The following is a 21,549-nucleotide window of genomic DNA, read 5'->3' as shown; positions in this document are numbered from 1 at the left end:
TCGGGTGCGTCTCGTCATCGCCCGCTGCTCCGTCGATTACGCGGGTCGGCTCTCGGCCCACCTGCCCCTCGCCCAGCGCCTGCTCATGGTCAAGGGCGACGGCTCGCTGCTCGTGCACTCCGACGGCGGCAGCTACAAGCCGCTCAACTGGATGAGCCCGCCGTGCGTGCTCGAGACCGTCGCGCCCGACGAGGCGCAGGCGGCCGCCGGCGTCGTCGAGGTCTGGAAGGTCACGCACAAGAAGACCGCCGACCAGCTCATCGTGTCGATCCACGAGATGCTGCACGACTCCACCCACGAGCTCGGCATCGACCCCGGCCTGCAGAAGGACGGCGTCGAGGCGCACCTCCAGAAGCTCCTCGCCGAGCAGATCGAGCTCCTCGGCGACGGCCACCGGCTCGTGCGCCGCGAGTACATGACGGCGATCGGCCCGGTCGACATCCTGGCGACGGATGCCTCGGGCGCGTCCGTCGCGGTCGAGCTGAAGCGTCGCGGCGACATCGACGGGGTCGAGCAGCTCACCCGATACCTCGAGCTCATGAACCGCGACCCGCTGCTCGCGCCCGTCTCCGGGGTGTTCGCCGCGCAGGAGATCAAGCCGCAGGCCCGCACGCTCGCCGAAGACCGCGGCATCCGCTGCGTGGTGCTCGACTACGACGCGATGCGCGGCCTCGACGACAGCGATTCACGGCTGTTCTGACGGCGGGTGGGCGGCCGGGCGGTGGCGCCGAGGCATCCGCCCCATCGAAACCTGAGTGGCGCTCGCATTCTCGGGACGTAGGATGACACGGTGATCTCCCCCAGCCACACCAGTACCGTCGCGCCCACGAGGACGTGGGCCGCCATCCTCTTCGACCTCGACGGCACCATCGTCGACTCGGCCGCCGACATCACCGACTCGCTCGCGCACATGTTCGCCGAGCTCGGCCTCGACGTTCCCGGCCGCGAGGAGCTGCTCGCCTACGTCGGCCCGCCGCTGCTCGACAGCCTGCGCCTGCTCGCCGGCTTCGACGACGCGGGCGCCGAGCGCGCACTCGCGATCTACCGCAGCGACTACGCCGCCCGCCTCACGCAGTCGCCGGTGTTCCCCGGCGTCGCCGGCGTGCTCGAGCGCGTGCACGCCGCGGGCATCCCGATGGCCCTGGCCACCTCGAAGCCCGAGTCGATGGCCCGCGTCGTGCTCGACCACGCGGGGCTCACCTCGTACTTCACCGTCATCGCGGGCGCCAGCGACGACGAGGTGCGCAGCACCAAGGCCGAGGTCGTCGCCGACGCGCTGCGCCGCCTCCAGGCCGAGGGCGTCGACACCACGCACGCCGTCATGGTCGGCGACCGCGGCTACGACCTGCTCGGAGCCGCCGCCAACGACGTGCCCACGATCCTCGTCGAGTGGGGCTACGGCTCCCCCGCCGAGGCCGAGGGCGCCATCGCGGTCGTGCACTCCGCAGACCAGCTGCGCACGCTGCTCGTCGGCTGACCCGCGGCACAGGCCCGGCACGGGCAGCGCTGGCCGAGCGGCATCCGCGCGCGCCCCGCGGCATCCGCTCGCGCCCCGGCACGGCGCGCGCCCCGTGGCATCCGCTCGCGCTCCTCTCCCTGCGCCCGCGTCGGCCCATGGGTACCGCACACGCGTCGAACGGATGCCACGACATGCGGAACCGACGGCACAGAGCACCGGATGTGCATCGCGCAGCGATCCGGCGCGCACGATCGACGCCACAGCGGATTCGACGCAAATATTCTGCGAATCCATAGCGACAGGGTTTACCCCCCCAGATCGGGGGGTCTAGATTCCCCAGTACGTCCGCCCATCGACGGACGACATCGCGGCCGACGGTCACCTCCGAAGGTCGCATCGAGGGGAGAAGAATGTCTGGAAACTCCAGGCGCGCCCGACGGCGCGCAGTGGCGTTCGTCCCGGTCCTCGCGCTCGCAGCCGCCACGTTGGCGGCGACGGGCGCTGCGGGTGCCGCGACGGCATCAGGATTCGAGCCGCCGGTGATCAGCGACTCCGAGTACTACATGAACTACGTCGAGCCCCGCACCGAAGCGGCGTTCGGCACCGACCTGACGGTCTCCGAGGGCGCCATCGAGGCGCAGGAGCAGCAGGCGGCGCTGATCAAGGCGGACGCGCTCGAACGCAAGTTCACCTCCGGCAATCCCGTCGCGGCCGAGGGGCTCGCGAAGCTGGAGTCGAAGTCGATCCAGACCGGCAAGAGCCCGAAGTGGTTGAAGCACTTCTACAAGACGGCGAAGGACACGCAGACCGCGAAGCTGCTCACGATCCTCGTCGAGTTCGACCCGAACGCAGCCGATGACTTCTCCGACGTGCAGGTCCCGACCGCGTTCGGCGCGACCGACTGCAAGCCGGGCGACGTGCAGAGCGGACCGCTGCACAACAACCTCCCCAACCCGGCGAACCTCGCGAACCTCGACAACAACTCGATGTGGGTCCCCGACTTCTCGCCGAAGCACTACAACGACATGCTCTTCTCGAAGAAGGGCATCACCGAGCGCGTGCGCAAGGACCTGAAGGGCCCCGATGGCAAGAAGGGCATCGACATCTCGGGCTACACGATGAAGGCCATGTACGAGGAGATGTCGCACGGCGCCTACACGGTGACCGGCACCGCGACCCCGTGGGTCACGGTTCCGCACTCCGAGGCGTACTACGGCGCGAGCGTCTGCCACCTCAACGACGAGGGCGTCTACGAGGCGGGCGCGATCCAGGACATGCAGGGCCACCCCGACAACCCGCTCGGCCCGGGCCAGCTCCCGATCGACGCGGTCAACGCGCTCGCCCAGGCGCAGCCCGACTTCCCGTGGGCCGACTACGACATCGAGGACCAGGGCGACCGCGACGGCGACGGCAACTACAACGAGCCCGACGGCGTCATCGACCACGTCGTGCTCGTGCACGCCGGTGCCGACAAGTCCGGCGGCGGCGGCGACGAGGGCACGTACGCCATCTGGGCGCACTCGTCGGCGGTCGCCGGCGGCGCGGACATCCCGGGCACGAACCTCAAGCTGTCGAACTACATCGTGCAGCCTGAAGACTCGGGCGTCGGCGTGTTCGCGCACGAGTACGGCCACGACCTCGGCCTGCCCGACCTCTACGACACCTCGGGCGCCGGCGACTCCGACATCGACTTCTGGGACCTCATGTCCTCGGGTTCGCACTCGGGGCCGATCTTCCAGTCGCTGCCGACCCACATGGGCCTCTGGGACAAGTGGGTGCTGGGCTGGGCCGACCCGGTCGAGTTCAACCCGGGCGACCGCGCGAAGTCGGTGCTGCTCGGCCAGAACTCGCGACCGCTCAAGGGCACGCAGGACGGCGTGAAGATCAACCTGCCCGACAAGGTCGTCACCATGACCACGCCGCACAGCGGCGCGAACGCGTGGTACACCGGCGCCGATCAGGACTGGGGCGACATCCGTCTCTCGCGCAACGTCGACGTGCCGGCCGGCGCGACCGACGCGAAGTTCTGGATGTGGAACGACTACATCATCGAGGAGGACTGGGACTTCGGCTTCGTCGAGATCTCGACCGACGGCGGCACCACCTGGACCGACCAGAAGGTGTTCACCGAGGCCGGCGGCGAGGTCACGACGCCCGACGGCTACCCCGACCCGAACGGCAACCTCGCGACCTTCGGGGGCAAGAAGTACGGCCTCACGGGCACGTCGGGCGGCTGGCGCTACGACTACATCGACGTCTCGGCGTACGCCGGGCAGACGATCGGCGTTCGCCTTCGCCTCGCGACCGACGCCGCCTACCAGGACCGCGGTTGGTTCTCCGACGACTTCTCGCTGGTCGCCGACGGCACCACCACCTGGAGCGACGACGTCGAGGGCGGCGAGAACGGCTGGACGAACGAGGTCGCATCGTGGGCGAGCACCACCGGTCCGGGCTGGCGCATCGACTCGGGCACCTCGACGCAGGCGCAGTACTACCTCGTCGAGTGGCGCAACTTCGACGGCTTCGACGAGGGCCTGAAGTACGCGTACGACACGGTCTACCAGACCGATGAGGGTGCCTGGAAGGTCGACAAGATCAAGTACAACGCCCCCGGCGCACTGGTCTGGTACCGCGACACCACGTACGGCGACGCGAACCACGTGCAGTCCAACCTCACGGCGCTGCCGAGCGGCGGCGCGAAGGGCGGCCTGCTCATCGTCGACAGCCACTTCGACCCGCTGCGTCGCACGGGGGCGGCGGCGACCGTCGACACGTCGACGCTGAAGAACATGCCGTCGAGGGCGCAGTCCTCGAACGCCGCGTTCGGCGTGGTGAAGACGTACCCGTTCAAGGAGTGCGTCACCGACGCCGCCCTGACCGAGTACTGCACCGACGTCGCGGCGCTGCCCGCGGTGAAGTCCTTCAGCGACACGAAGGGCTGGGTCCCCGGACTCGAGTTCCGCAACGGCAATCTCTACTGGCGGTACGCGAACGGTTCCGTCGTCGTGCCCTCGGTCGACGGCGCTCCGTACAGCACGCGCATCGTCAACCCCGACGGCAGCCCGGCCACCGACCTCTACGGCGAGGACCTCGGGTTCACGGTGCTCGGCACCGGCAACCCGGCCGACGACGGTGTGGCCTACGGAACCGGAATGGACGTGCAGCTGCCGCTTCTCGGCAACCGCGCGGCGCTCGTGAAGATCACTCCTCCCCAGGGCTGATCCGAGCGGATGCCACGAAGAGGCGTCGACCCTTCGGGGTCGGCGCCTCCGCGCCGATCGAGGAGCGAAGCGTCTCGAGATCCGCGCCGATCGAGGGGTCTCGAGACGCTCCTTCGTCGCTCCTCGACCGGCGGGATGTGGCATCAGACGCAGCTACGCGACCGCAGCGACGCCCAATCCGTCGAGCAGACGCGCGAGGCCGTCGTCGAAGGGATCGGCGCCTCCGAGCAGGTCGGCCGCCTCGGTGAGCGGATGCTGCGTGGCCTCGGTCCAGAGCGGGGCCGGCGCGTCCGCGGCATCCGCGTCTCGTCCCGTTTCGGAGGCGTCGACCGTGACGGCGCCGAGCACGTAGGCGCGCACGGCCGCGGCGGCGCGGGAGGCGTCGGCGAGCGGCATCCCGTCGCTCGTGAAACCCTCCAGCAGGGTTTCACCGAAGGAGAGCGCGTGCCGGCCGTCGAGCGGGCCGCTCGCGACGAGCACGATCGATCCCTGATGCTCCGCGAAGCGGGCCCGCAGGTCGCCGGCGAGACGGTGCACGCGGGCGCGCCACGCCACGGACGGGTCGGATGCCGCGGCCAGGTCGACGCCCGAGAAGACCTGCTCCACCATGGCGCGCTCCAGCGCGTTCTTCGACGTGAAGTACGTGTACATCGCCGTGGGCGTGAGCCCGAGGCGGGCCGCGACGCCGCGGATCGAGACGGCGTCGCCGCCCTTCTCCTCGAAGATCTCGAATGCGGCGTCGACGATGTCGGCCTGGCTGATGCTACGCCTGGGTCCGGGCTTCATGCGGTGGTGCTCCTCGGGGTCGCGACTACGCTACCCGGCCCGCGCGGCGACCCGTGGCCGGGACTGGCCGCCCTCCGGCGGTTCCCGGTCGGCTCAGTCGCGCGAGAGGAACGTGAGCACCGACCCGTCCTCCACGATCAGCGGCACGAGGGCGGCATTGAACACCGCGCCGTACGGCGCGGAGAGGTGCGCCGCGAACGCCTCCGCGTCGCGGTACTCCTCGGTGACGATGAACCGCGAGCCGACCGGCGCCGGCCCGGCCGCGACGTCGACGGTGGCCGGCGGTGCGACGACGCGATGCGGCTCGAACCCGAGGCACCCCGGTTCCCGGCGCACATCGGCGGCGAGCCCGAGGAGGAGGCGCTCGACCTCCTCCTCGTGACCCGGCAGCGCGGTGAACTCCGCGATGAGCCGAACGACCGGCCCCGCGGCATCCGCCTGCTGCACCTCGGTCATTCGGTCGCCGCGCCCGTCATGATCGCGACCGCGTCGGTCATCGAGTGCGTCTGCGGCGTGATCGTCGCCGCGCGCTTGCCGAGCCGCTGCACGTGGATGCGGTCGGCGACGTCGAACACGTGCGGCATGTTGTGCGAGATGAGGATCACGGGGATGCCTCGGTCGCGGAGCTGCCGGATGAGCTCGAGCACCTGGTTGGACTCGCGCACGCCGAGCGCCGCCGTGGGTTCGTCGAGCACGACGACCCTCGACCCGAAGGCCGCGGCGCGGGCCACCGCCACCGCCTGCCGCTGGCCGCCCGAGAGGTTCTCGACGGGCACGGTCACGTCCTGCAGGGTGGAGATGCCGAGCGCGCTCAGCTCGTCGCGCGCCCGCTGCCGCATGCCCTTCTGGTCCACGACGCGGAACACCGAGCCGAGGATGCCCTTCTTGCGCAGCTCCCGGCCGAGGAACAGGTTCGACGCGACGTCGAGCGCGGGAGAGACCGCGAGGTTCTGGTAGACGGTCTCGATTCCGGCGTCGCGCGCATCCTGCGGCCGCTTGAAGGCCACCCGCTCGCCCTCGAGCCAGATCTCGCCCTCGTCGGGGATCTCGGCACCCGTGAGGCACTTGATGAGCGTCGACTTGCCGGCGCCGTTGTCGCCGATGACGGCGAGCACCTCGCCGGGGTAGAGCTCGAGGCTCGCCCCGTCGAGACCGACCACGCGGCCGAAGGTCTTCACGAGGCGGCGGGCCCGCAGGATCGGCTCGCGTTCGGCGACCGCGGTGGCCGACGGCGCGGCGGATGCCTCGGATGAAGCGGATGCCTCGTGCCGACGGTCACCGGACAGTGCGCCGATGGCCGACGGGTCGGGGGTCTCGGCCGCGCGGTCGTGGCGCGGCGCGCCCTGGTCGTTGGTCATTTCCGAACCTTCCTGATCCACTGGTCGACGGAGACCGCGACCACGATGAGCACGCCGACCGCGAAGGTCTGCCAGAGAACGTCGAGACCGGCGAGCGAGAGCCCGTTGCGGAACACGCCCACGATCAGCGCGCCGAGCAGCGTGCCCCACACGGTCCCCCGTCCGCCGAAGAGGCTCGTGCCGCCGATGACCACCGCGGTGATCGAGTCGAGGTTGAGGTCGGCTCCGGCGTTCGGCGATGCCGCGTTCGTCCGTCCGATCTGGATCCACGCGCCGATCGCGAGGATCGCGCCGGCGGCGAGATACACGCTCATGAGCACTCGGTTCACGCTGATGCCCGCGAGGCGCGCAGCCTCGGGGTCGTCGCCCACCGCGTACACGTGCCGGCCCCACGAGGTCTTCTGCAGGATGAACGCGATCGCGACGTAGAGCAGGAGCATCATGATCACGCCGACGGTGATGTTGACCCCGCCGAGGCTGATGACCGAGCCGGTCCACGTGAGCAGGTCGGGCATCTCGCCGCCGCGCACGGTCGCGCCGTTGGAGTAGAGCAGCGTGAGGGCGATGAAGATGTTGAGCGTTCCGAGCGTGACGATGAACGGCGGCAGCTTCAGCCGCGTCACGAGCCAGCCGTTCAGCGCGCCGGCGCCGAGGCCGACGGCGAGACCGAGCAGGAGCCCGATCACGGCCGGCACGCCGAGGTGCACGGTCGTCTGCGCGGTGACCATGGAGCTGAGCACCATCACGGCGCCGACGGAGAGGTCGATGCCGGCGGTGAGGATGATCAGCGTCTGCGCGATCGCAAGGGTGCCGACGACGGCGACCTGCTGGGTGATGAGCGAGAGGTTCGCGGGGTTGAGGAAGCGCTCGTTGAGCAGGCCGAACACGATGATCGAGAGCACGAGCACGATGGCCGGGCTGATCGCCGGGTACCGGTGCAGCGTGTTGCGGATGCGGCTGAGCGGGGTGGTGCGGTCGAGGAACTCCTCGGCCAGGTCGAGCGCCGAGGTCGGCGGCTCGCCCTCTGGGGTGCGATTCGCCGACGGGGTCGGCGATGCGGTCGTGTGGCTCACGTGTGCTCCGATTTCATTGGTGCGGGAGGCGTGCGGTCGGGGGTGCGGGCGAGTGGGCCGGTCGGCCTGCGGTGAGCGGATGTCTCGGGCGAGGCATCCGCCCACCGATCACGTGCCCGCGGTGGGGATCCCGAAGGTCAGCCCCAGCAGATGTCGCCGCCCTCGGCGGTGTCGATCGACTCGACGCCGTCCTGGGGGTCGTCCGTCACGAGCGCGACGCCCGTGTTGAAGAAGTCGAGTCCTTCGGACACCTCGGGCGTGGTTCCGGTCTCGACGAGGTCGAAGATCGCCTGCACGCCGAGCTCGGCCATCTTGACCGGGTACTGCTGGCTCGTCGCGCCGATCATGCCCTGCTTGACCGCGTCGATGCCCGCACAGCCGCCGTCGACCGAGACCACGATGAGCCCGTCGGTGCTGCCGGCCGCCTTGAACGCCTCGTACGCGCCGTAGGCCGCGGGCTCGTTGATCGTGTACACCACGTTGATGTCGGGGTTCTTCGAGAGCAGGGTCTCGGCTGCGGTGCGGCCGCCGTCCTCGGCACCCTGGGATGCCTCGTTGCCGACGATCTCGTAGTCGCCGCCGCTGTAGCTGCCGGTCGAGTCCTCGTCGCCGTTGGCGCCGTCGTCGGCGAGCTCGATGCCCATGCCGTCGAGGAAGCCCTGGTCGCGCTGCACGTCGACCGACACGATCTTGTCGTCGAACAGGTCGATCATCGCGATGGTCGCCTTCTCGCCGCCGAGCTTGGCGGCCGTCCACGAGCCGATCTCCTGGCCGGCCTCGAAGTTGTCGGTCGCGAAGGTGATGTCGACCGCCTCGGGGTCCGCCGGCGGCGTGTCGAGCGCGATGACGTAGAGGCCGGCGTCGCGGGCCTTGACGAGCGCGTCTTCGACGCCCGGCCCGTTCGGGGTGATCAGGATGCCGGCGTCGCCCTTGGAGATCGCGTTCTCGACGGCCTGGATCTGCGTGTCCTCGTCGCCGTCCTCCTTGCCGGCCGCGAGCGTGAGCTCGACGCCGAGATCGTCGGCCGCGGTCTTGGCGCCCTCCTGCATCGCGACGAAGAACGGGTTGGTGGTGGTCTTGACGATGAGCGAGACGCCGATCGTGTCGCCGTTGCTCGCTCCGCCGTCGGCACTGTCGCCCGACGAGGCGCATCCGGTGAAGGCGAGAGCCGCGGCCGCCGTGAGCGAACCGGCGGCGATGAGGCGGCGTCGGAGTGCGCCGGGTGCTGCGTGATTCATCGGTGAATCTCCTCTGGTTTCTGAGAACCGTTGCCCAATTGACAACGATGTCAGCGTTAGGTCTAGTCGATGAGGATGTGTATAGTCAAGCCCACAACGCACATTGGAGATCGAATCGTGACACCGTTGTCAGACACAGACTCGACGGAGACCGAGCGCGGCGGGGGTCACGTCGACGAATCCGTCGCCGCCGACGCCCGCTCCAAGTCGCGGCCGACCATGCGTCACGTCGCCACCCTCGCGGGCGTCGGCGTGAAGACCGTCTCTCGCGTCATCAACGGCGAGCCCAACGTGTCGGCGGCGACCATCGAGCGCGTGCTGAAGGCCGCCCGATCACTCGATTACGAGCCCGACCTGCACGCCGGCAACCTCCGCCGCGCCGATGGCCGCACCCGCACGCTCGGGCTGCTGGTCGGCAGTGTCGACAACCCGTTCGCCGGCGCCGTGCACCGGGCCGTCGAAGACGCCGCGCTCGCACGAGGAGTCGCGGTCTTCGCCTCGAGTCTCGACGACGACCCCGAACGCGAACAGGCGGCGGTCTCGGCATTCCTCCGACGCCGCGTCGACGGGCTCATCCTCACGACCGTCTCGGAGAACCAGGCCTACCTCGCGCCCGAACTGCGCCGGGGCACCCCCGTGGTCTTCGTCGACCGTCAGCCTGCAGGCGTCACCTCCGACTCCGTCGTGAGCGACAACACCGCGGGCGCCGCACTGGCCACCCGCCACCTCATCGAACAGGGTCATCGTCGCCTCGCCTACCTGGGCGACCGGCACGACATCCGCACCGCGCAGGAACGTCGGCGCGGCTTCCTCGACGAGCTCGGCCGCGCGGGCATCGCGACCGGCGACGCCCCGCTCATCGAGGGCCTCCACGACGAGGAGACCTCCAGGCGCGCGACGCTCGCGCTGTTCGACGGCGAGAACCCGCCCACCGCGATCTTCGGCGCCCAGAACCTCGTGACCATCGGCGTCATCCGCGCCCTCCGCGAACTCGGCCGGCAGCTCGACACCGCACTCGTCGGCTTCGACGACGTGCCGCTCGGCGACCTGCTGGAGCCCGGCGTCACCGTCGTCGCCCAGGATCCCCACGCGATCGGCCGCATCGCCGCCGAACGCGTCTTCGCCCGCCTCGACGGCGACGATTCCCCCGCCGAACGCACCATCGTGCCGACCCGACTGCTGCAACGCGGCAGCGGCGAACTTCTTCCGCGGGTGGACGCTCGATGAGCGCCGGCACGCCGGCGCAGGAGCACCGAGCGCGTGTCGTCGTGATCGGCGATGCCCTCATCGACGAACTGCGCAGCCCCACCGGAATGCGCGAGTTCGTCGGCGGGGCCGCACTCAACGTCGCGGTCGGGCTCTCGCTGCTCGGCGAAGACGTGATCCTGCTGGCGATGGTCGGCGACGACGAACCGGGCCGACGCATCCGCGAATACCTCGACGGCCACCGGGTTCGGCTCATCGCGAGCCCATCCCCCTCTGGCACCTCGCGGGCGGTCTCCGACCGGGCCGACGGCGGCGAGCCGCGGTACGAGTTCAACGACGCCGCCAGGGCGAGGCGCATCTCGTTCGACGCCGAGGCACGCGCCGCGCTCGACGCGGCGGATCTGGTGGTGGTCAGCTGCTTCCCCTTCGACGACATCGAGCAGACGGCCGAACTGCGGGCTGCGGTCGACCGTGCACGCGACCGGCTGGTGATCGATGCGAACCCGCGCGCGGGCATGATGCACGACCGCGGCGAATTCCTCCGCGGATTCGAGCGCATGGCGGGCGAAGCGCTGCTCGTCAAGGTCGGCGACGAAGACGCGGACCTGCTGCTCGGCGCCCCGCTGTCCGAGTTCGTCTCACGGATCAGGCGCGGCGGCCCGGGTGAAGCGACCGGCGGGATCGGCGGGCGCAACCCGGCGGTGCTCGCCACGGCCGGGCGCGACGGGGCCCGGCTCCACGACGACGGCATCGAGGTGCACGCCGGCATCGTCGAGCTGCCGGGACCGGTGATCGACACGATGGGCGCCGGCGACGCGACCCTCTCGGCCGTGGTGCACCGCATCGCGGTCGACGGCGTGCCCCGTACGGATGTCGCCTGGTCGGCGGCCCTGGGCGACGCGATGGCCATCGCCGCGGCGACCGTGCGGCACGAGGGCGCGCTCCTTCGCCGTCCGCGAGAGGGTTCGGCCGCCGCGAGCTGACGCGCGCTCGCAGGCTCCGCCGTCACGAGCCGATCCACGCGTCCGGCAACTCGCCCTTGCATTGTCCGCCGGACACTGCGTAGTGTCGCCGTCGTCTACCTGACAACGATGTCATGGCTCCCCTGCGAGCCACGCGATGAAAGGCGAATCGATCGATGACGACGATATCAATGCGCGGCAGAACGGCCACGGTCGCAGCCGTTGCGGCCCTCACTGCCTCCCTCTTCGGAGGGGCGGTCACGGCGGCATCCGCCGATGAAACTGCACCCGACCCGGCCACGGAGCAGTACCGGCCGGCGGTGCACTTCACTCCCGAGCGCAACTGGATGAACGACCCCAACGGCCTCGTCTACGAGAACGGCACCTGGCACCTGTTCTTCCAGCACAACCCCGGCGGCACCCGCTGGGGCAACATGAGCTGGGGCCATGCCACGAGCGCCGACCTCGTGCACTGGGACGAGCAGCCGCTCGCGATCCCGCAGACCTTCGACGAGGACGGCGTCTCGATCGAGGACATCTTCTCGGGCTCGATCGTGGTCGACGACCAGAACACCAGCGGACTCGGCACCGCCGAGAACCCGCCGATGATCGCGATCTACACGAGCGCGTACACGGCCGCACATCCGACCCTCGCGGGCCGGCAGGCGCAGTCGCTCGCCTACAGCACCGACCACGGGCAGACGTGGACGAAGTACGAGGGCAACCCGGTGTACGACCGCGCGTCGGCGAACTTCCGCGACCCCAAGGTGTTCCGATACACCGATCCCGCGACCGGCGAGTCGTACTGGGTCATGGTCGCCGTCGAGGCGCTCGAGCACCAGGTCGTGATCTCCCGCAGCGACGATCTGAAGACGTGGACGCATCTCAGCGACTTCGGCCCGGCCAACGCGGTCGGCGGGGTCTGGGAGTGCCCCGACCTCTTCCCGCTCGCGGTCGACGGCGATGCGTCGAACACGAAGTGGGTCATGGTCGTCAACCTCAACCCCGGCTCGGTCGCGGGCGGCTCGGGCGGCCAGTACTTCGTGGGCGACTTCGACGGCACCACGTTCACGTCCGAGAGCACCGTGACGGATGACGCGCTGCCGACCGGCGAGGTCTTCGCCGGGTTCGACGACGGCACCTACGACGGCTGGACCGTCTCGAATGAGCCCGGCAACGGGAAGAACGGCCCGTTCGCCGACGCTCCGGCATCCGGCACGCTCGACGGCCAGAACGCCGTGAGCGGATACATCGGCGCCGGGCTCGTCAACGGGTTCCACGACTTCGACTGGCCGGTCGGCACCGTCGAGTCGCCGACCTTCACCGTCGAGGATCCGTTCGTGAACCTGCTCGTCGGCGGCGGCGACCACCCGCACGTCGACGGAACCCGGCTCGACAACGAGGCCCCCGCCGGCCGCCTGCTGTTCGACGGATTCGAGTTCACCGACGGCACGACCCTCGCCGACACCGGCTGGGAGGCCACCGGCGACTTCGCGACCGACCCGAGCCGCACCCCGTCCACCCAGGGCGGCGACTACTACCTCGGGCTGAAGCGCATCAACACCTTCGAGTCGGGGCCCAACGGCGACGACAACCGCGGCGACCTGACCTCGCCCGCGTTCACGATCCAGCCCGGCGAGGACCACCTCTCGTTCCTGCTCGGGGGCGGCAAGCGGTTCGACGGCACGCTCGAGGCGCGACTCCTCGTCGACGGCGAGATCGTGCGCACCGCGACCGCAGCCGACGGCGGCGCGCTCAACTGGAAGGCGTGGGATGTCTCCGAGTTCGCCGGTCGCGACGCGCAGTTCCAGGTGCACGACGACACCAACGGCGGCTGGGGCCACCTCACGGTCGACCACCTCGTGCTCGGCACCGAAGCGGCGCTGCCGCGCTCCGAGGAGACGTCGGTCAACCTCGTCGTCGACGGCGAGATCGTGCGCACCGCGACCGGGCGCAACAGTGAGAACCTCGACTGGGTGAGCTGGGACGTGTCCGAATTCGCCGGCCACGAGGCATCCGTTCGCATCATCGACAACAACCGGTTCGGCTGGGGGCACGTGCTCGCCGATCAGGTGATGTTCTCGGATGCCGCGGCGGCCCCGCGCATCGAGGGCTACGACTGGCTCGATTGGGGTCGCGACTACTACGCGACCGTGTCGTTCTCGAACGCGCCCGACGGCCGGAGGGTGATGCTCGGCTGGATGAACAACTGGGACTACGCGAACGACATCCCGACGGGTTCGTGGCGGAGTGCGATGACGCTGCCGCGCGAGGTCGCGCTCACGTCGACCGATCAGGGGCCCCGGCTCGTGCAGCAGGTCGTGCCCGAGGTCGACGGCCTCGAGCAGGCGGCCGACGCCGTGACGGTCGCCCCGCGCGAGATCGAGGCAGGATCGGCGACGCTCGACGAGGTCGCGGGCGACGTGCTGAAGATCGATGCCGTGTTCGAGCGGGGCGACGCCGACTCCTTCGGCCTCAGCGTGCTCGGCGACGGCGACCAGGCGACGCGCATCGGCTACGACGTCGACGCCGGCCGCCTGTTCGTCGATCGCCGGGAGTCGGGGAACACCGACTTCCATCCCGCGTTCGCGTCGCTCGACGATGCACCGGTCGCGCTCGACGACGACCGATTGGCGGTGACGGTCTACGTCGACCGCTCGTCGGTCGAGGTCTTCACCGCCGACGGCCGCACGACGATCACCGACCAGGTGTTTCCGAACGCCGGGGCCGACGAGCTCGGCCTCTGGGCCGAGGGCGGCACCGCCGACCTCGTGTCGCTCACGGTGACGCCGCTCGCGACGGCCATGTTCGCCGAGGAGCCGGAAGAGCCCGAGGAGCCGCAGGTTCCGACCGACGACGGGGCGATGGCAGTTCCGGCGACGGGCGTGCTCTCGTCGAACAACGGATGGGACACCGGCCTGCACGACGGCGACTTCGACGTCACGATGAACCTGTGGTGGGGCGAGAACGCGAGCCTGTTCCGGCTCTACCGCGACGGCGAACTCGTGCACAGCGAGTTGGTCGATCCGGCGACGCCGAAGGCCCAGCGCGTCGTGGTGCCCGTCAGCGGTCTCGGCAACGGCACCTACGAGTTCGTCGGCGAGCTGCTGAACTCCAAGGGGGCGACGCGCACCAAGCCGCTCACCGTCGCGGTGCGCGACGCGAATCCGGCCGTGCCCGTGCTCAGCCAGGACAACTGGGACGGCGACGGCAACTACCGGGTCGCCGCCAACCTCTGGTGGGGGCAGAACGCGACCTCGTACGCGTTCCTCGAGAACGGCGAGGTCGTCGACGAGGGCGAGCTGACCGCGGCGACCCCGTCGTCGCAGCGCGTCACGCTCGACGTGAGCGGCAAGGCCAAGGGGTCGTACGAGTACACGGTCGAGTTCCGCAACGCGGCCGGCGCCACCTCGAGCAAGGCGATCACCGTGAAGGTCACGAAGTGACGCGCTGACGGCCGGGCCGGATGCCTCGGGGTGCTCGCGCCCCGAGGCATCCGCGGTCCGTGCGACCGCCCGCGGCATCCGTTCGTCCGCGCCCGCCCCGACTGGCACGCGCGACCCCGCAGTGGCACGCTGGGACGATGGCCGTCGAATCCGCACCGTTCACCTCTCCGCTCGCGGAGTCGCTCGCCCCCGCGCTGCTCGAGCGCTTCGACCGGTACGTGCGCGTCGGCACGCAGTCCGACCGTGACGGCGAGGGCACGCCGAGCTCGGCGCGCCAGTTCGACCTCGGGCGGGTGCTCGTCGACGAACTGCTGGCGCTCGGCCTCGCAGACGCCCGGCTCGACGAGCACGGGTTCGTGTACGCCACGCTTCCGTCCACGACCGACGTGGCCGACGGCCCCGCGCCCGTCATCGGCCTCATCGCGCACATGGACACGAGCCCCGACGCCCCGGGCGACGGCGTCGAGCCGATCATGCACCGCGCGTACGAGGGCGGCGTGATCGAGCTGCCCCGCGGCGGCACGGTGCTCGATCCGGCCGAGATGCCCGACCTGCTCGACCACGTCGGGCACGACCTGGTCACGAGCTCGGGCGACACGCTGCTCGGCGCCGACGACAAGTCGGGGGTGGCGGCCATCATGACGGCGCTCGCGCACCTGGTCGCGAGCCCCGAACTCCCCAGCCCGACGCTGCGCATCGCGTTCACGCCCGACGAGGAGCTCGGCACCGGCGTGCGATCGTTCGACGTCGAGGGCTTCGGCGCGCTGTGCGCCTACACGGTCGACGGCTCCGAGGTCGGCGAGCTCCAGGACGAGACCTTCTCGGCCACCGAGGGCATCGTCACGATCGAGGGCCACGAGGTGCATCCCGGCTTCGCGACCGGCAAGCTCGTGAACGCGGCGCGCATCGCGGCCGAGATCGTCGCGGCCCTGCCCGCCGACCTCACGCCCGAGCGCACGTCGGGGCGCGACGGCTTCATCCACGTGTACGAGGTGAGCGGCGGGGCATCCCACGCCGTGGTGCGCACGATCCTGCGCGACTTCGACGACGAGAAGCTCGCCGCGCACGGCGAGGTGCTGCGCCGCACCGTCGACGAGGTGCTCGCCCGCGAGCCCCGCGCGAAGGCGACCGTCACGATCACCCCGCAGTACCCGAACATGCGCACGTACGTCGACGAGTTCCCGCAGGTGACGGATGCCGCGGCGCAGGCGATCCGCGCCGAGGGACTCGAGCCGCTCCGCACCGCGATCCGCGGCGGCACCGACGGATCCCAGCTGAGCGCCATGGGCCTGCCCACGCCGAACCTCTTCACCGGCGGACACGAGTTCCACTCGGTGCGCGAGTGGGCGTCGGTGCAGGAGATGGCGGCGTCGGCCGCGATGCTCGTGCGCCTCGCCGAGGTGTGGACCACGCCCGAGTTCCGCGGCGCCGCGCGCGCCTGACGCTGGCCCGATCCGCCGGAATCCCGTTCGCTCGCGGGAATCCCGCTCGGCCGGGACTCCGGCGCGCGAACGGGATTCCGGCGCGTCCCTGGCCGCGCTGGAATGTCCCCGCACGGGCGCGTGGGATCAGCGCACGTAGCGCAGTTCGCGCACGTGCCAGAGGTCGTCGACCTTCTCGGTGCCGTCGGGCGCGAAGCCGTTTCGGCGGTAGAAGGCCTGGGCTCGCGTATTGCCGTCGAGCACCCACAGGTAGGCGGGTCGACCACCCAGCGCGGTGTCGACGAGCGCCTGGCCGACGCCCGTGCCGTGGTGCTCGTCGAGCACGTAGAGCCCCTCGAGCTCGAGATCGCGCGGACCGTCGGGGTCGCGACCGTCGCTCGTGTTCGCCCAGCCGACGACCTCGCCGTCGACCTCGACGACCCAGACGCGCATCGGACGGAACCCGTCGGGCGGAGGGTAGACGCCGGACGAGATCGCCGCATTCGCCGTCCATGCGAGTACGCGATCGCGCATCGTCCAGTTCTCGACCAGGTCGCGCGCGACCCGCCCCGGCTCGACGTACGTGGTCTGATGGCTTCGCCAGTGCACGCTCGCGATCGCCGGGGCATCCGCCACCGTCGCGGGCCGGACGAGCACCACGGCCGGGGCTATTCCGTGTCGGATGCCGCGGCGGGCTCGCGCGCGGGCGCCGACGCGGGCAGCGCGGCCTCGATCGCGGCGATCACCTCGGGAGCGTCGGGCTCGGTGCGCGGGCGGAACCGCTGCACACTGCGGTCGGCGCCCACGAGGAACTTCTCGAAGTTCCAGCTGACCTTGCCGGCCTTGCCGTCGGCATCCGGAGTCTGCTTCAGCTCGGTGTAGAGCGGGTGCTCCTTCTTGCCGTTGACCTTGACGCGATCGACGATCGGGAACGTGATGCCCCACGTCGTCGAGCAGTACTCGCTGACGGCCTCGTTCGTCGAGAGCTCCTGCAGGAACTGGTTGCTCGGAAAGCCGATCACCGTGAATCCGCGGTCGCCGTACTGCTTCTGCAGTTCTTCGAGCTTGCCGTACTGGGGCGCGAGCCCGCATCGCGATGCGACGTTCACGATCATCACGGCCTTGCCCTCGTAGTCGGCGAGCGAGGCGGTCGCGCCGTCCATCGTCGTGAAGGGGATCTCGTCGAGCGTGGTCATCGTGCCTCCTGGCGGACGTGGGGAACGGGTTCGCATTCACGCTACGCCGGTTGACCGAGGTCAACGACCGACGCGCAGCGAGTTCACAGCACGAATTGCGGATGCCGCGTGCCGCCGTTCACCGCGAGGCCCCGGTCCCGGCGCGGCCTGGCGCCGCCGTCACGGCACGGTCATCGACGCCGACGCCGGCGCTCACGCCGTCGCCGACGCCTACCGCCGCACGCCGGCCCGGTATGCGGCCTCGGTCCGGGTGGACGCGCCGAGCTTGCGCAGGATGGCCGAGACGTGCACGCTCGCGGTCTTGCCGCTGATGTAGAGCCGCTCGCCGATCTGGCGGTTGCTGAGCCCCTCGGCGATGAGCTCGAGCACCTGCCGTTCGCGCGCGGTGAGTTCGTCGATCCCGGCCGCGACCTCGGCGGCATCAGAGGTCGGCGAGCCGGCGATGCCGCCCGACGCATCGGCCGCGCGAGCGGATGCCGCCGTGCGAGCGGATGCCGCCGTGCGAACGGCCGCCCCGCCGCCCACGCCCTCGAGCGCGATGCCGGCGACGGCGGCGACGCGCTCGACCCGGTCGACGACGGCGATGACCCCGCCGGAGATCGCGTGCCCATGCGCGTCTTGGAGGGTGGCCCGTGCCGATTGGCGATCGCCGACCGCGAGCTCGGCCTCGGCCTTTCGGAGCCGGGCGTAGGCGCCGAGGTACCCGGCGGCGTTCGGCAGCGCGGCGAGGCGGACGGCCTCGACCCAGGCCGCGGCGCTCGTTCCGGGAGCGCGACCGGAGGACGAGCCCGCCGAGCCGGACGCACCCCGCGAGCCAGACGCACCCCGCGGGCCGGAATCATCCTGCGCGCCCGACGCGGCCGGGCCGTTCGCACCGCTCGCCGTGGCGAGCTCGGCATCGAAGAACGCGCGCCACAACGCTGCGGTCGGCCAGAACGAGAGGCGATCGAAGAGCTCGAGCACGCGCGGCACGGCGGCATCGATCTCACGGTCGAGCGCCTCGGCGTCGGCATCGGCCGCAGTGCGACCCCGCGCGGCGGCGATGACGCGGCCGGCGACCCAGAGGAACGGCAGCGCGTAGCCCGGCGGCAGCGCCCGCGGGTCGTCGAGCATCTCGAGCACCTCGCGCCAGGCTGCGTGGAGGTCGCCGAGGGCGAGGTCGAGCTCGGCCCCCAGCCGGCCGATGCCGAGCTTTGTCTGCATCTCGGCGGCCATGACCCGTGCCATCGCCGGGCGGATCGCGCGGTAGAGCGCGACGGCGCGGTCGAGTTCACCGCGCCAGAGCAGGCTCCAGATGCGCGCACGGTTCAGGTAGACCGTGAACGGCATGGGCGGATCGAGCGCGAGCGCCCGCTCCATGAGCACGTCGGCGCGCTGCCATTCGCCGAGGGCGAGCAGGGGGTCGACCGCGTTGGAGGCGAGGATCACGCCGGAGCTGCGCTCGAGCCCGAGCCGCCTGGCCTGCTCGAGGCCCTGCTCGGCGAGGCGCACGGCCTCGTCGAAGTTGCCGATGAGGTACTGCATGTCGGATGCGTTCACCCAGTACCGCAGCCGCGTCGCCGGGTCGCCCTCGGCGAGCTCGCCCGATCGGTCGAGCAGCGCCAGTCCGCCCTCGACGTCGCCGTTGTTCGCCCGGCTGATGCCCGCGATGTTCGTCGCGGTCGACGCGTAGCGGGTGCTGCCCAGACGTTCGGAGACGGCGAGCGCCTCATCGGCGACCGTGCTCGCCTCATCGAGCCTCGACTCGATCATGAGCCGGCCCGAGAGCGCGATGAGCACGGTGGCGCGCAGATCGTCGGAACCCTCGTCGCCGAGGGCCTCGAGCGCCTGCTCGAGCAGCGGGATGGAACCCGGCCGGCCGACGTTGGCGAGGTGCATGCCGGTGTCACGCAGCAGTCGGGGATACTGTGGGTCGTCCGGCGGACATTCCTGCAACGCAGCCCTGATGAGGGAGAGCCCGCGTTCTGCCTCGCCCGCGTTGCGCAGGTAGGAGGCGCTGCGGCCCATGAGCTCGAGCTTGCTCATGCCGGCCGTGGTCTCGGGCTCGGGGACCACGTGCCAGAGCCCGATCGCGCGTTCGCCGAGCTGGGCGGCGGATGCGTACGCGGCGGCCGCGCGCGCCTCGCGCATCGCCCGGATCGTGGCGGGGAACGCCCGCACCGCATCGTTGGCGCCGAGCCAGTGATAGGAGATCTCGGCGGCCAGGCGCCTCGACCCGTGCGCGGCGTTCTCGTAGGCGGCCGCGTAGCGCGCATGGAACCGCGCCCGCTCGCCCGGAAGCAGGTCGGCCTGGATCGCCTCGCGCACGAGGGCGTGCCGGAAGGCGTAATCGTCGCCCTCGATGGTGAGCACGCCGCCGAGCACGGCCTCGCGTGCCGCGGCATCGAGGTCGACGTCGCTCGCCTCACCCTCGCGCACGGCGACGAGCAGCGCGTGCGGCACGCGGACGCCGCCGATGGAGAGCAGGCGCAGCAGGCTCTGCGTCGGCTCGGTGAGCCGCTCGTACCTGGCCAGCAGCAGGTCGCGCAGCGTCTCGGGCACCTCGGAGTCGTCGCGGCAGCCGTCGAGGCCGATGAGTTCCTCGATGAGGAACGGCACCCCGTCGCTGCGGCGCACGACCGCCTCGACGCCGCGCTGCGCGGTCTCGGTCTCGGGTCGCAGCGACGCGACCATCGCCACCGCGTCGTCTGGGCTCAGGCGGGCGAGCTCGTGCCGTTCGACCCACCGGTCGCGATCGGCCTCGGCGAGGAACGCCCGCGCCGGATGCCCGCGCGTGACGTCTTCGCTGCGGTAGGTCAGCACCGTGAGCACCCGACTCGAGCCGAGTGCGCGCATGAGGAACCGCAGCAGCGCGAGGCTGGCCGCGTCGATCCAGTGGAGGTCTTCGATGACGAACACGATGGGCTGCTCGTGCGAGAGGGTCTCGAGGAGCACGGCGATGGCTTCGTGCAGCTGGCTGCTCGCCGCGTCGCCGCGCACGGGCGTACCGGACTGCCGCGCACCATCGGCACCGCTGCCGTCGCCCGCACCCGTGTCGTCGTCACCGCGACCCTCGGATGCCGCGAGCTCGGGCAGGAGCGCCACGAGCGCCGCCCGCCCGGGGCCGACCGCCTCGAGCACGCGCTCGGCGCCCTCGTCGGCGACGAGGGCGCGCAACGCCGACTTGACGGGGACGTAGGGCGCGGCCACCGCGCCGAGGTCGACGCACTGGCCGACGAGGACGCGCGCCTCGCCGTCGATGCGACTGGCGAACTCGCGCACGAGGCGCGTCTTGCCGATGCCGGCCTCGCCGCCGATGATCACGGTGAACGGCGCACCGGAGCGCACCCCGTCGAGGCGGGTGAGGAGCCCGGCGAGATCGGCGTCACGGCCGATCATCTCCGGCGCAGACGTGGTCACCCCTTCATGCTGTCACGCCCCGCCGACATCCGCGGCGTCGTCATGGCGAGCACCGAGTCGGGCATCGGAGTGCCGGTCGGGGTCAGCGCCGAGGGTTCCGGCGTGCCCCAGGAGCGGCTGAGCGGCACGACGCCGGCCCAGACCGAGTGGTCCTCCCCGTCATCGGCGGACTCGGAGACGCCCGCCGCGCGCGCCTTCATGACGACGTCGTCGAGGCGGAGCCGGAGCACGCGCGTGGCCGCGACCTCCTTGCGGATCGTCGCCCGCACCTCGGCCGGCCGCCCGGGCATGAGCCGTTCGGAGAGCGCGAGGAGCGCGGCATCCGCCTCGTCGTCGGCGACCGGTTCGAGCACGCCGTAGACCACCGCGCTGCGGTAGTTCATCGAGCTGTCGAAGAGCGAGCGGGCGTAGACGAGCCCGTCGAGGGCGGTGACCGAGAACGCCACCGTCGACTGCTCGGCCGCGGCGCGCAGGGCGAAGCCGCCTCCGGTCGAGCCGTGCACGAGCACGTCGTCGCCGACGCGTGCGAACCCCATGGGCACGACGATCGGCACGCCGTCGACGACCGCCGCGAGGTGGCCGACGAGCTCCTCGTCGAGCAGCGCGTCGACGGCGGCGCGGTCGACGACCTGACGCTCGGAGATGCGGCGGATGCGACGCGCGGGCGGGGCGGGCTGGGCAGGCTGAGCGAGCTGGGCGGAGGGCTTCATGGCTCCAGTCTCGATTCCGCACTGGTCTTGCGATGAGTCCAGTTCGTGCAACACTGGCCAGACCAGTTCTGATC

The 21,549-nt window shown here is 71.0% G+C and carries 16 protein-coding genes; 7 read left to right on the top strand and 9 right to left on the bottom strand.

The genetic code is table 11. The annotated features are described in order from the left end of the window. Positions 1 to 4: 4 nt before the first annotated feature. From nucS to GQQ92_RS07395, 3 genes are all read left to right on the top strand, one after another. A complete protein-coding gene (nucS, locus tag GQQ92_RS07405) occupies positions 5 to 700 on the top strand; it encodes an endonuclease NucS (protein ID WP_156998574.1) in 696 nt (231 codons plus the stop codon). A gap of 90 nt (positions 701 to 790) precedes the next feature. After that, positions 791 to 1,477 carry an HAD hydrolase-like protein gene (locus GQQ92_RS07400; protein ID WP_232057559.1) on the top strand — a complete coding sequence of 229 codons (687 nt, stop codon included), beginning with the start codon at positions 791 to 793 and terminating at the stop codon, positions 1,475 to 1,477. A gap of 428 nt (positions 1,478 to 1,905) precedes the next feature. After that, positions 1,906 to 4,680, top strand: coding sequence for an immune inhibitor A domain-containing protein (locus tag GQQ92_RS07395; RefSeq protein WP_232057558.1), 2,775 nt, complete (start codon positions 1,906 to 1,908; stop codon positions 4,678 to 4,680). 153 nt (positions 4,681 to 4,833) lie between these two features. On the opposite strand, the gene GQQ92_RS07390 is transcribed toward GQQ92_RS07395, so the two are convergent. From GQQ92_RS07390 to GQQ92_RS07370, 5 genes are all read right to left on the bottom strand, one after another. Then, positions 4,834 to 5,466, bottom strand: a complete 633-nt coding sequence (locus GQQ92_RS07390) for a TetR/AcrR family transcriptional regulator (protein ID WP_156998572.1) — start codon at positions 5,464 to 5,466, stop codon at positions 4,834 to 4,836. A gap of 93 nt (positions 5,467 to 5,559) precedes the next feature. After that, entirely contained in the window at positions 5,560 to 5,922 is a 363-nt protein-coding gene (locus GQQ92_RS07385) for a putative quinol monooxygenase (protein ID WP_156998571.1), read from the bottom strand. Then, a complete protein-coding gene (locus GQQ92_RS07380) occupies positions 5,919 to 6,824 on the bottom strand; it encodes an ATP-binding cassette domain-containing protein (RefSeq protein WP_156998570.1) in 906 nt (301 codons plus the stop codon). The genes GQQ92_RS07385 and GQQ92_RS07380 overlap by 4 nt, the downstream gene beginning before the upstream one ends. Next, entirely contained in the window at positions 6,821 to 7,819 is a 999-nt protein-coding gene (locus GQQ92_RS07375) for an ABC transporter permease (protein WP_156998826.1), read from the bottom strand. The genes GQQ92_RS07380 and GQQ92_RS07375 overlap by 4 nt, the downstream gene beginning before the upstream one ends. A 215-nt stretch (positions 7,820 to 8,034) precedes the next feature. Then, positions 8,035 to 9,135 carry a substrate-binding domain-containing protein gene (locus GQQ92_RS07370; protein ID WP_156998569.1) on the bottom strand — a complete coding sequence of 367 codons (1,101 nt, stop codon included), beginning with the start codon at positions 9,133 to 9,135 and terminating at the stop codon, positions 8,035 to 8,037. A 219-nt stretch (positions 9,136 to 9,354) separates the two neighbouring features. Between GQQ92_RS07370 and GQQ92_RS07365 the strand changes: the two genes are divergently transcribed. The 4 genes from GQQ92_RS07365 (at position 9,355) to pepT (ending at position 16,191) form a co-directional block, all read left to right on the top strand. Beyond that, positions 9,355 to 10,362: a LacI family DNA-binding transcriptional regulator gene (locus GQQ92_RS07365; RefSeq protein ID WP_156998825.1), complete on the top strand. Its 1,008-nt coding sequence runs from the start codon at positions 9,355 to 9,357 to the stop codon at positions 10,360 to 10,362. Further along, complete coding sequence (locus GQQ92_RS07360; protein WP_156998568.1) at positions 10,359 to 11,324, top strand: PfkB family carbohydrate kinase; 966 nt, start codon at positions 10,359 to 10,361, stop codon at positions 11,322 to 11,324. The genes GQQ92_RS07365 and GQQ92_RS07360 overlap by 4 nt, the downstream gene beginning before the upstream one ends. A gap of 155 nt (positions 11,325 to 11,479) precedes the next feature. Further along, entirely contained in the window at positions 11,480 to 14,749 is a 3,270-nt protein-coding gene (locus tag GQQ92_RS07355) for a GH32 C-terminal domain-containing protein (protein WP_269149155.1), read from the top strand. A 137-nt stretch (positions 14,750 to 14,886) separates the two neighbouring features. Further along, complete coding sequence (gene pepT, locus GQQ92_RS07350; RefSeq protein WP_156998567.1) at positions 14,887 to 16,191, top strand: peptidase T; 1,305 nt, start codon at positions 14,887 to 14,889, stop codon at positions 16,189 to 16,191. Positions 16,192 to 16,317: 126 nt separating this feature from the next. Here the strand turns inward: pepT and GQQ92_RS07345 are convergent, their stop codons facing one another. The 4 genes from GQQ92_RS07345 to GQQ92_RS07330 form a co-directional block, all read right to left on the bottom strand. Next, positions 16,318 to 16,830: a GNAT family N-acetyltransferase gene (locus GQQ92_RS07345; protein WP_156998566.1), complete on the bottom strand. Its 513-nt coding sequence runs from the start codon at positions 16,828 to 16,830 to the stop codon at positions 16,318 to 16,320. An 8-nt stretch (positions 16,831 to 16,838) separates the two neighbouring features. Then, a complete protein-coding gene (locus GQQ92_RS07340) occupies positions 16,839 to 17,366 on the bottom strand; it encodes a glutathione peroxidase (protein WP_156998565.1) in 528 nt (175 codons plus the stop codon). 210 nt (positions 17,367 to 17,576) lie between these two features. Next, on the bottom strand, positions 17,577 to 20,765 hold the full coding sequence (locus GQQ92_RS07335) for a helix-turn-helix transcriptional regulator (RefSeq protein ID WP_156998564.1): 3,189 nt from the start codon (positions 20,763 to 20,765) through the stop codon (positions 17,577 to 17,579). Beyond that, on the bottom strand, positions 20,762 to 21,475 hold the full coding sequence (locus tag GQQ92_RS07330; protein ID WP_156998563.1) for a pyridoxamine 5'-phosphate oxidase family protein: 714 nt from the start codon (positions 21,473 to 21,475) through the stop codon (positions 20,762 to 20,764). Before GQQ92_RS07330 ends, GQQ92_RS07335 begins: the two co-directional genes overlap by 4 nt. Positions 21,476 to 21,549 lie beyond the last annotated feature (74 nt).

This window comes from Agromyces terreus, assembly GCF_009749465.1.
In the GTDB taxonomy this organism is placed as follows: domain Bacteria; phylum Actinomycetota; class Actinomycetes; order Actinomycetales; family Microbacteriaceae; genus Agromyces; species Agromyces terreus.
The sequence above is the reverse complement of the archived record's forward strand: the minus strand, read 5'-3'. Positions and strand labels throughout refer to the sequence as shown.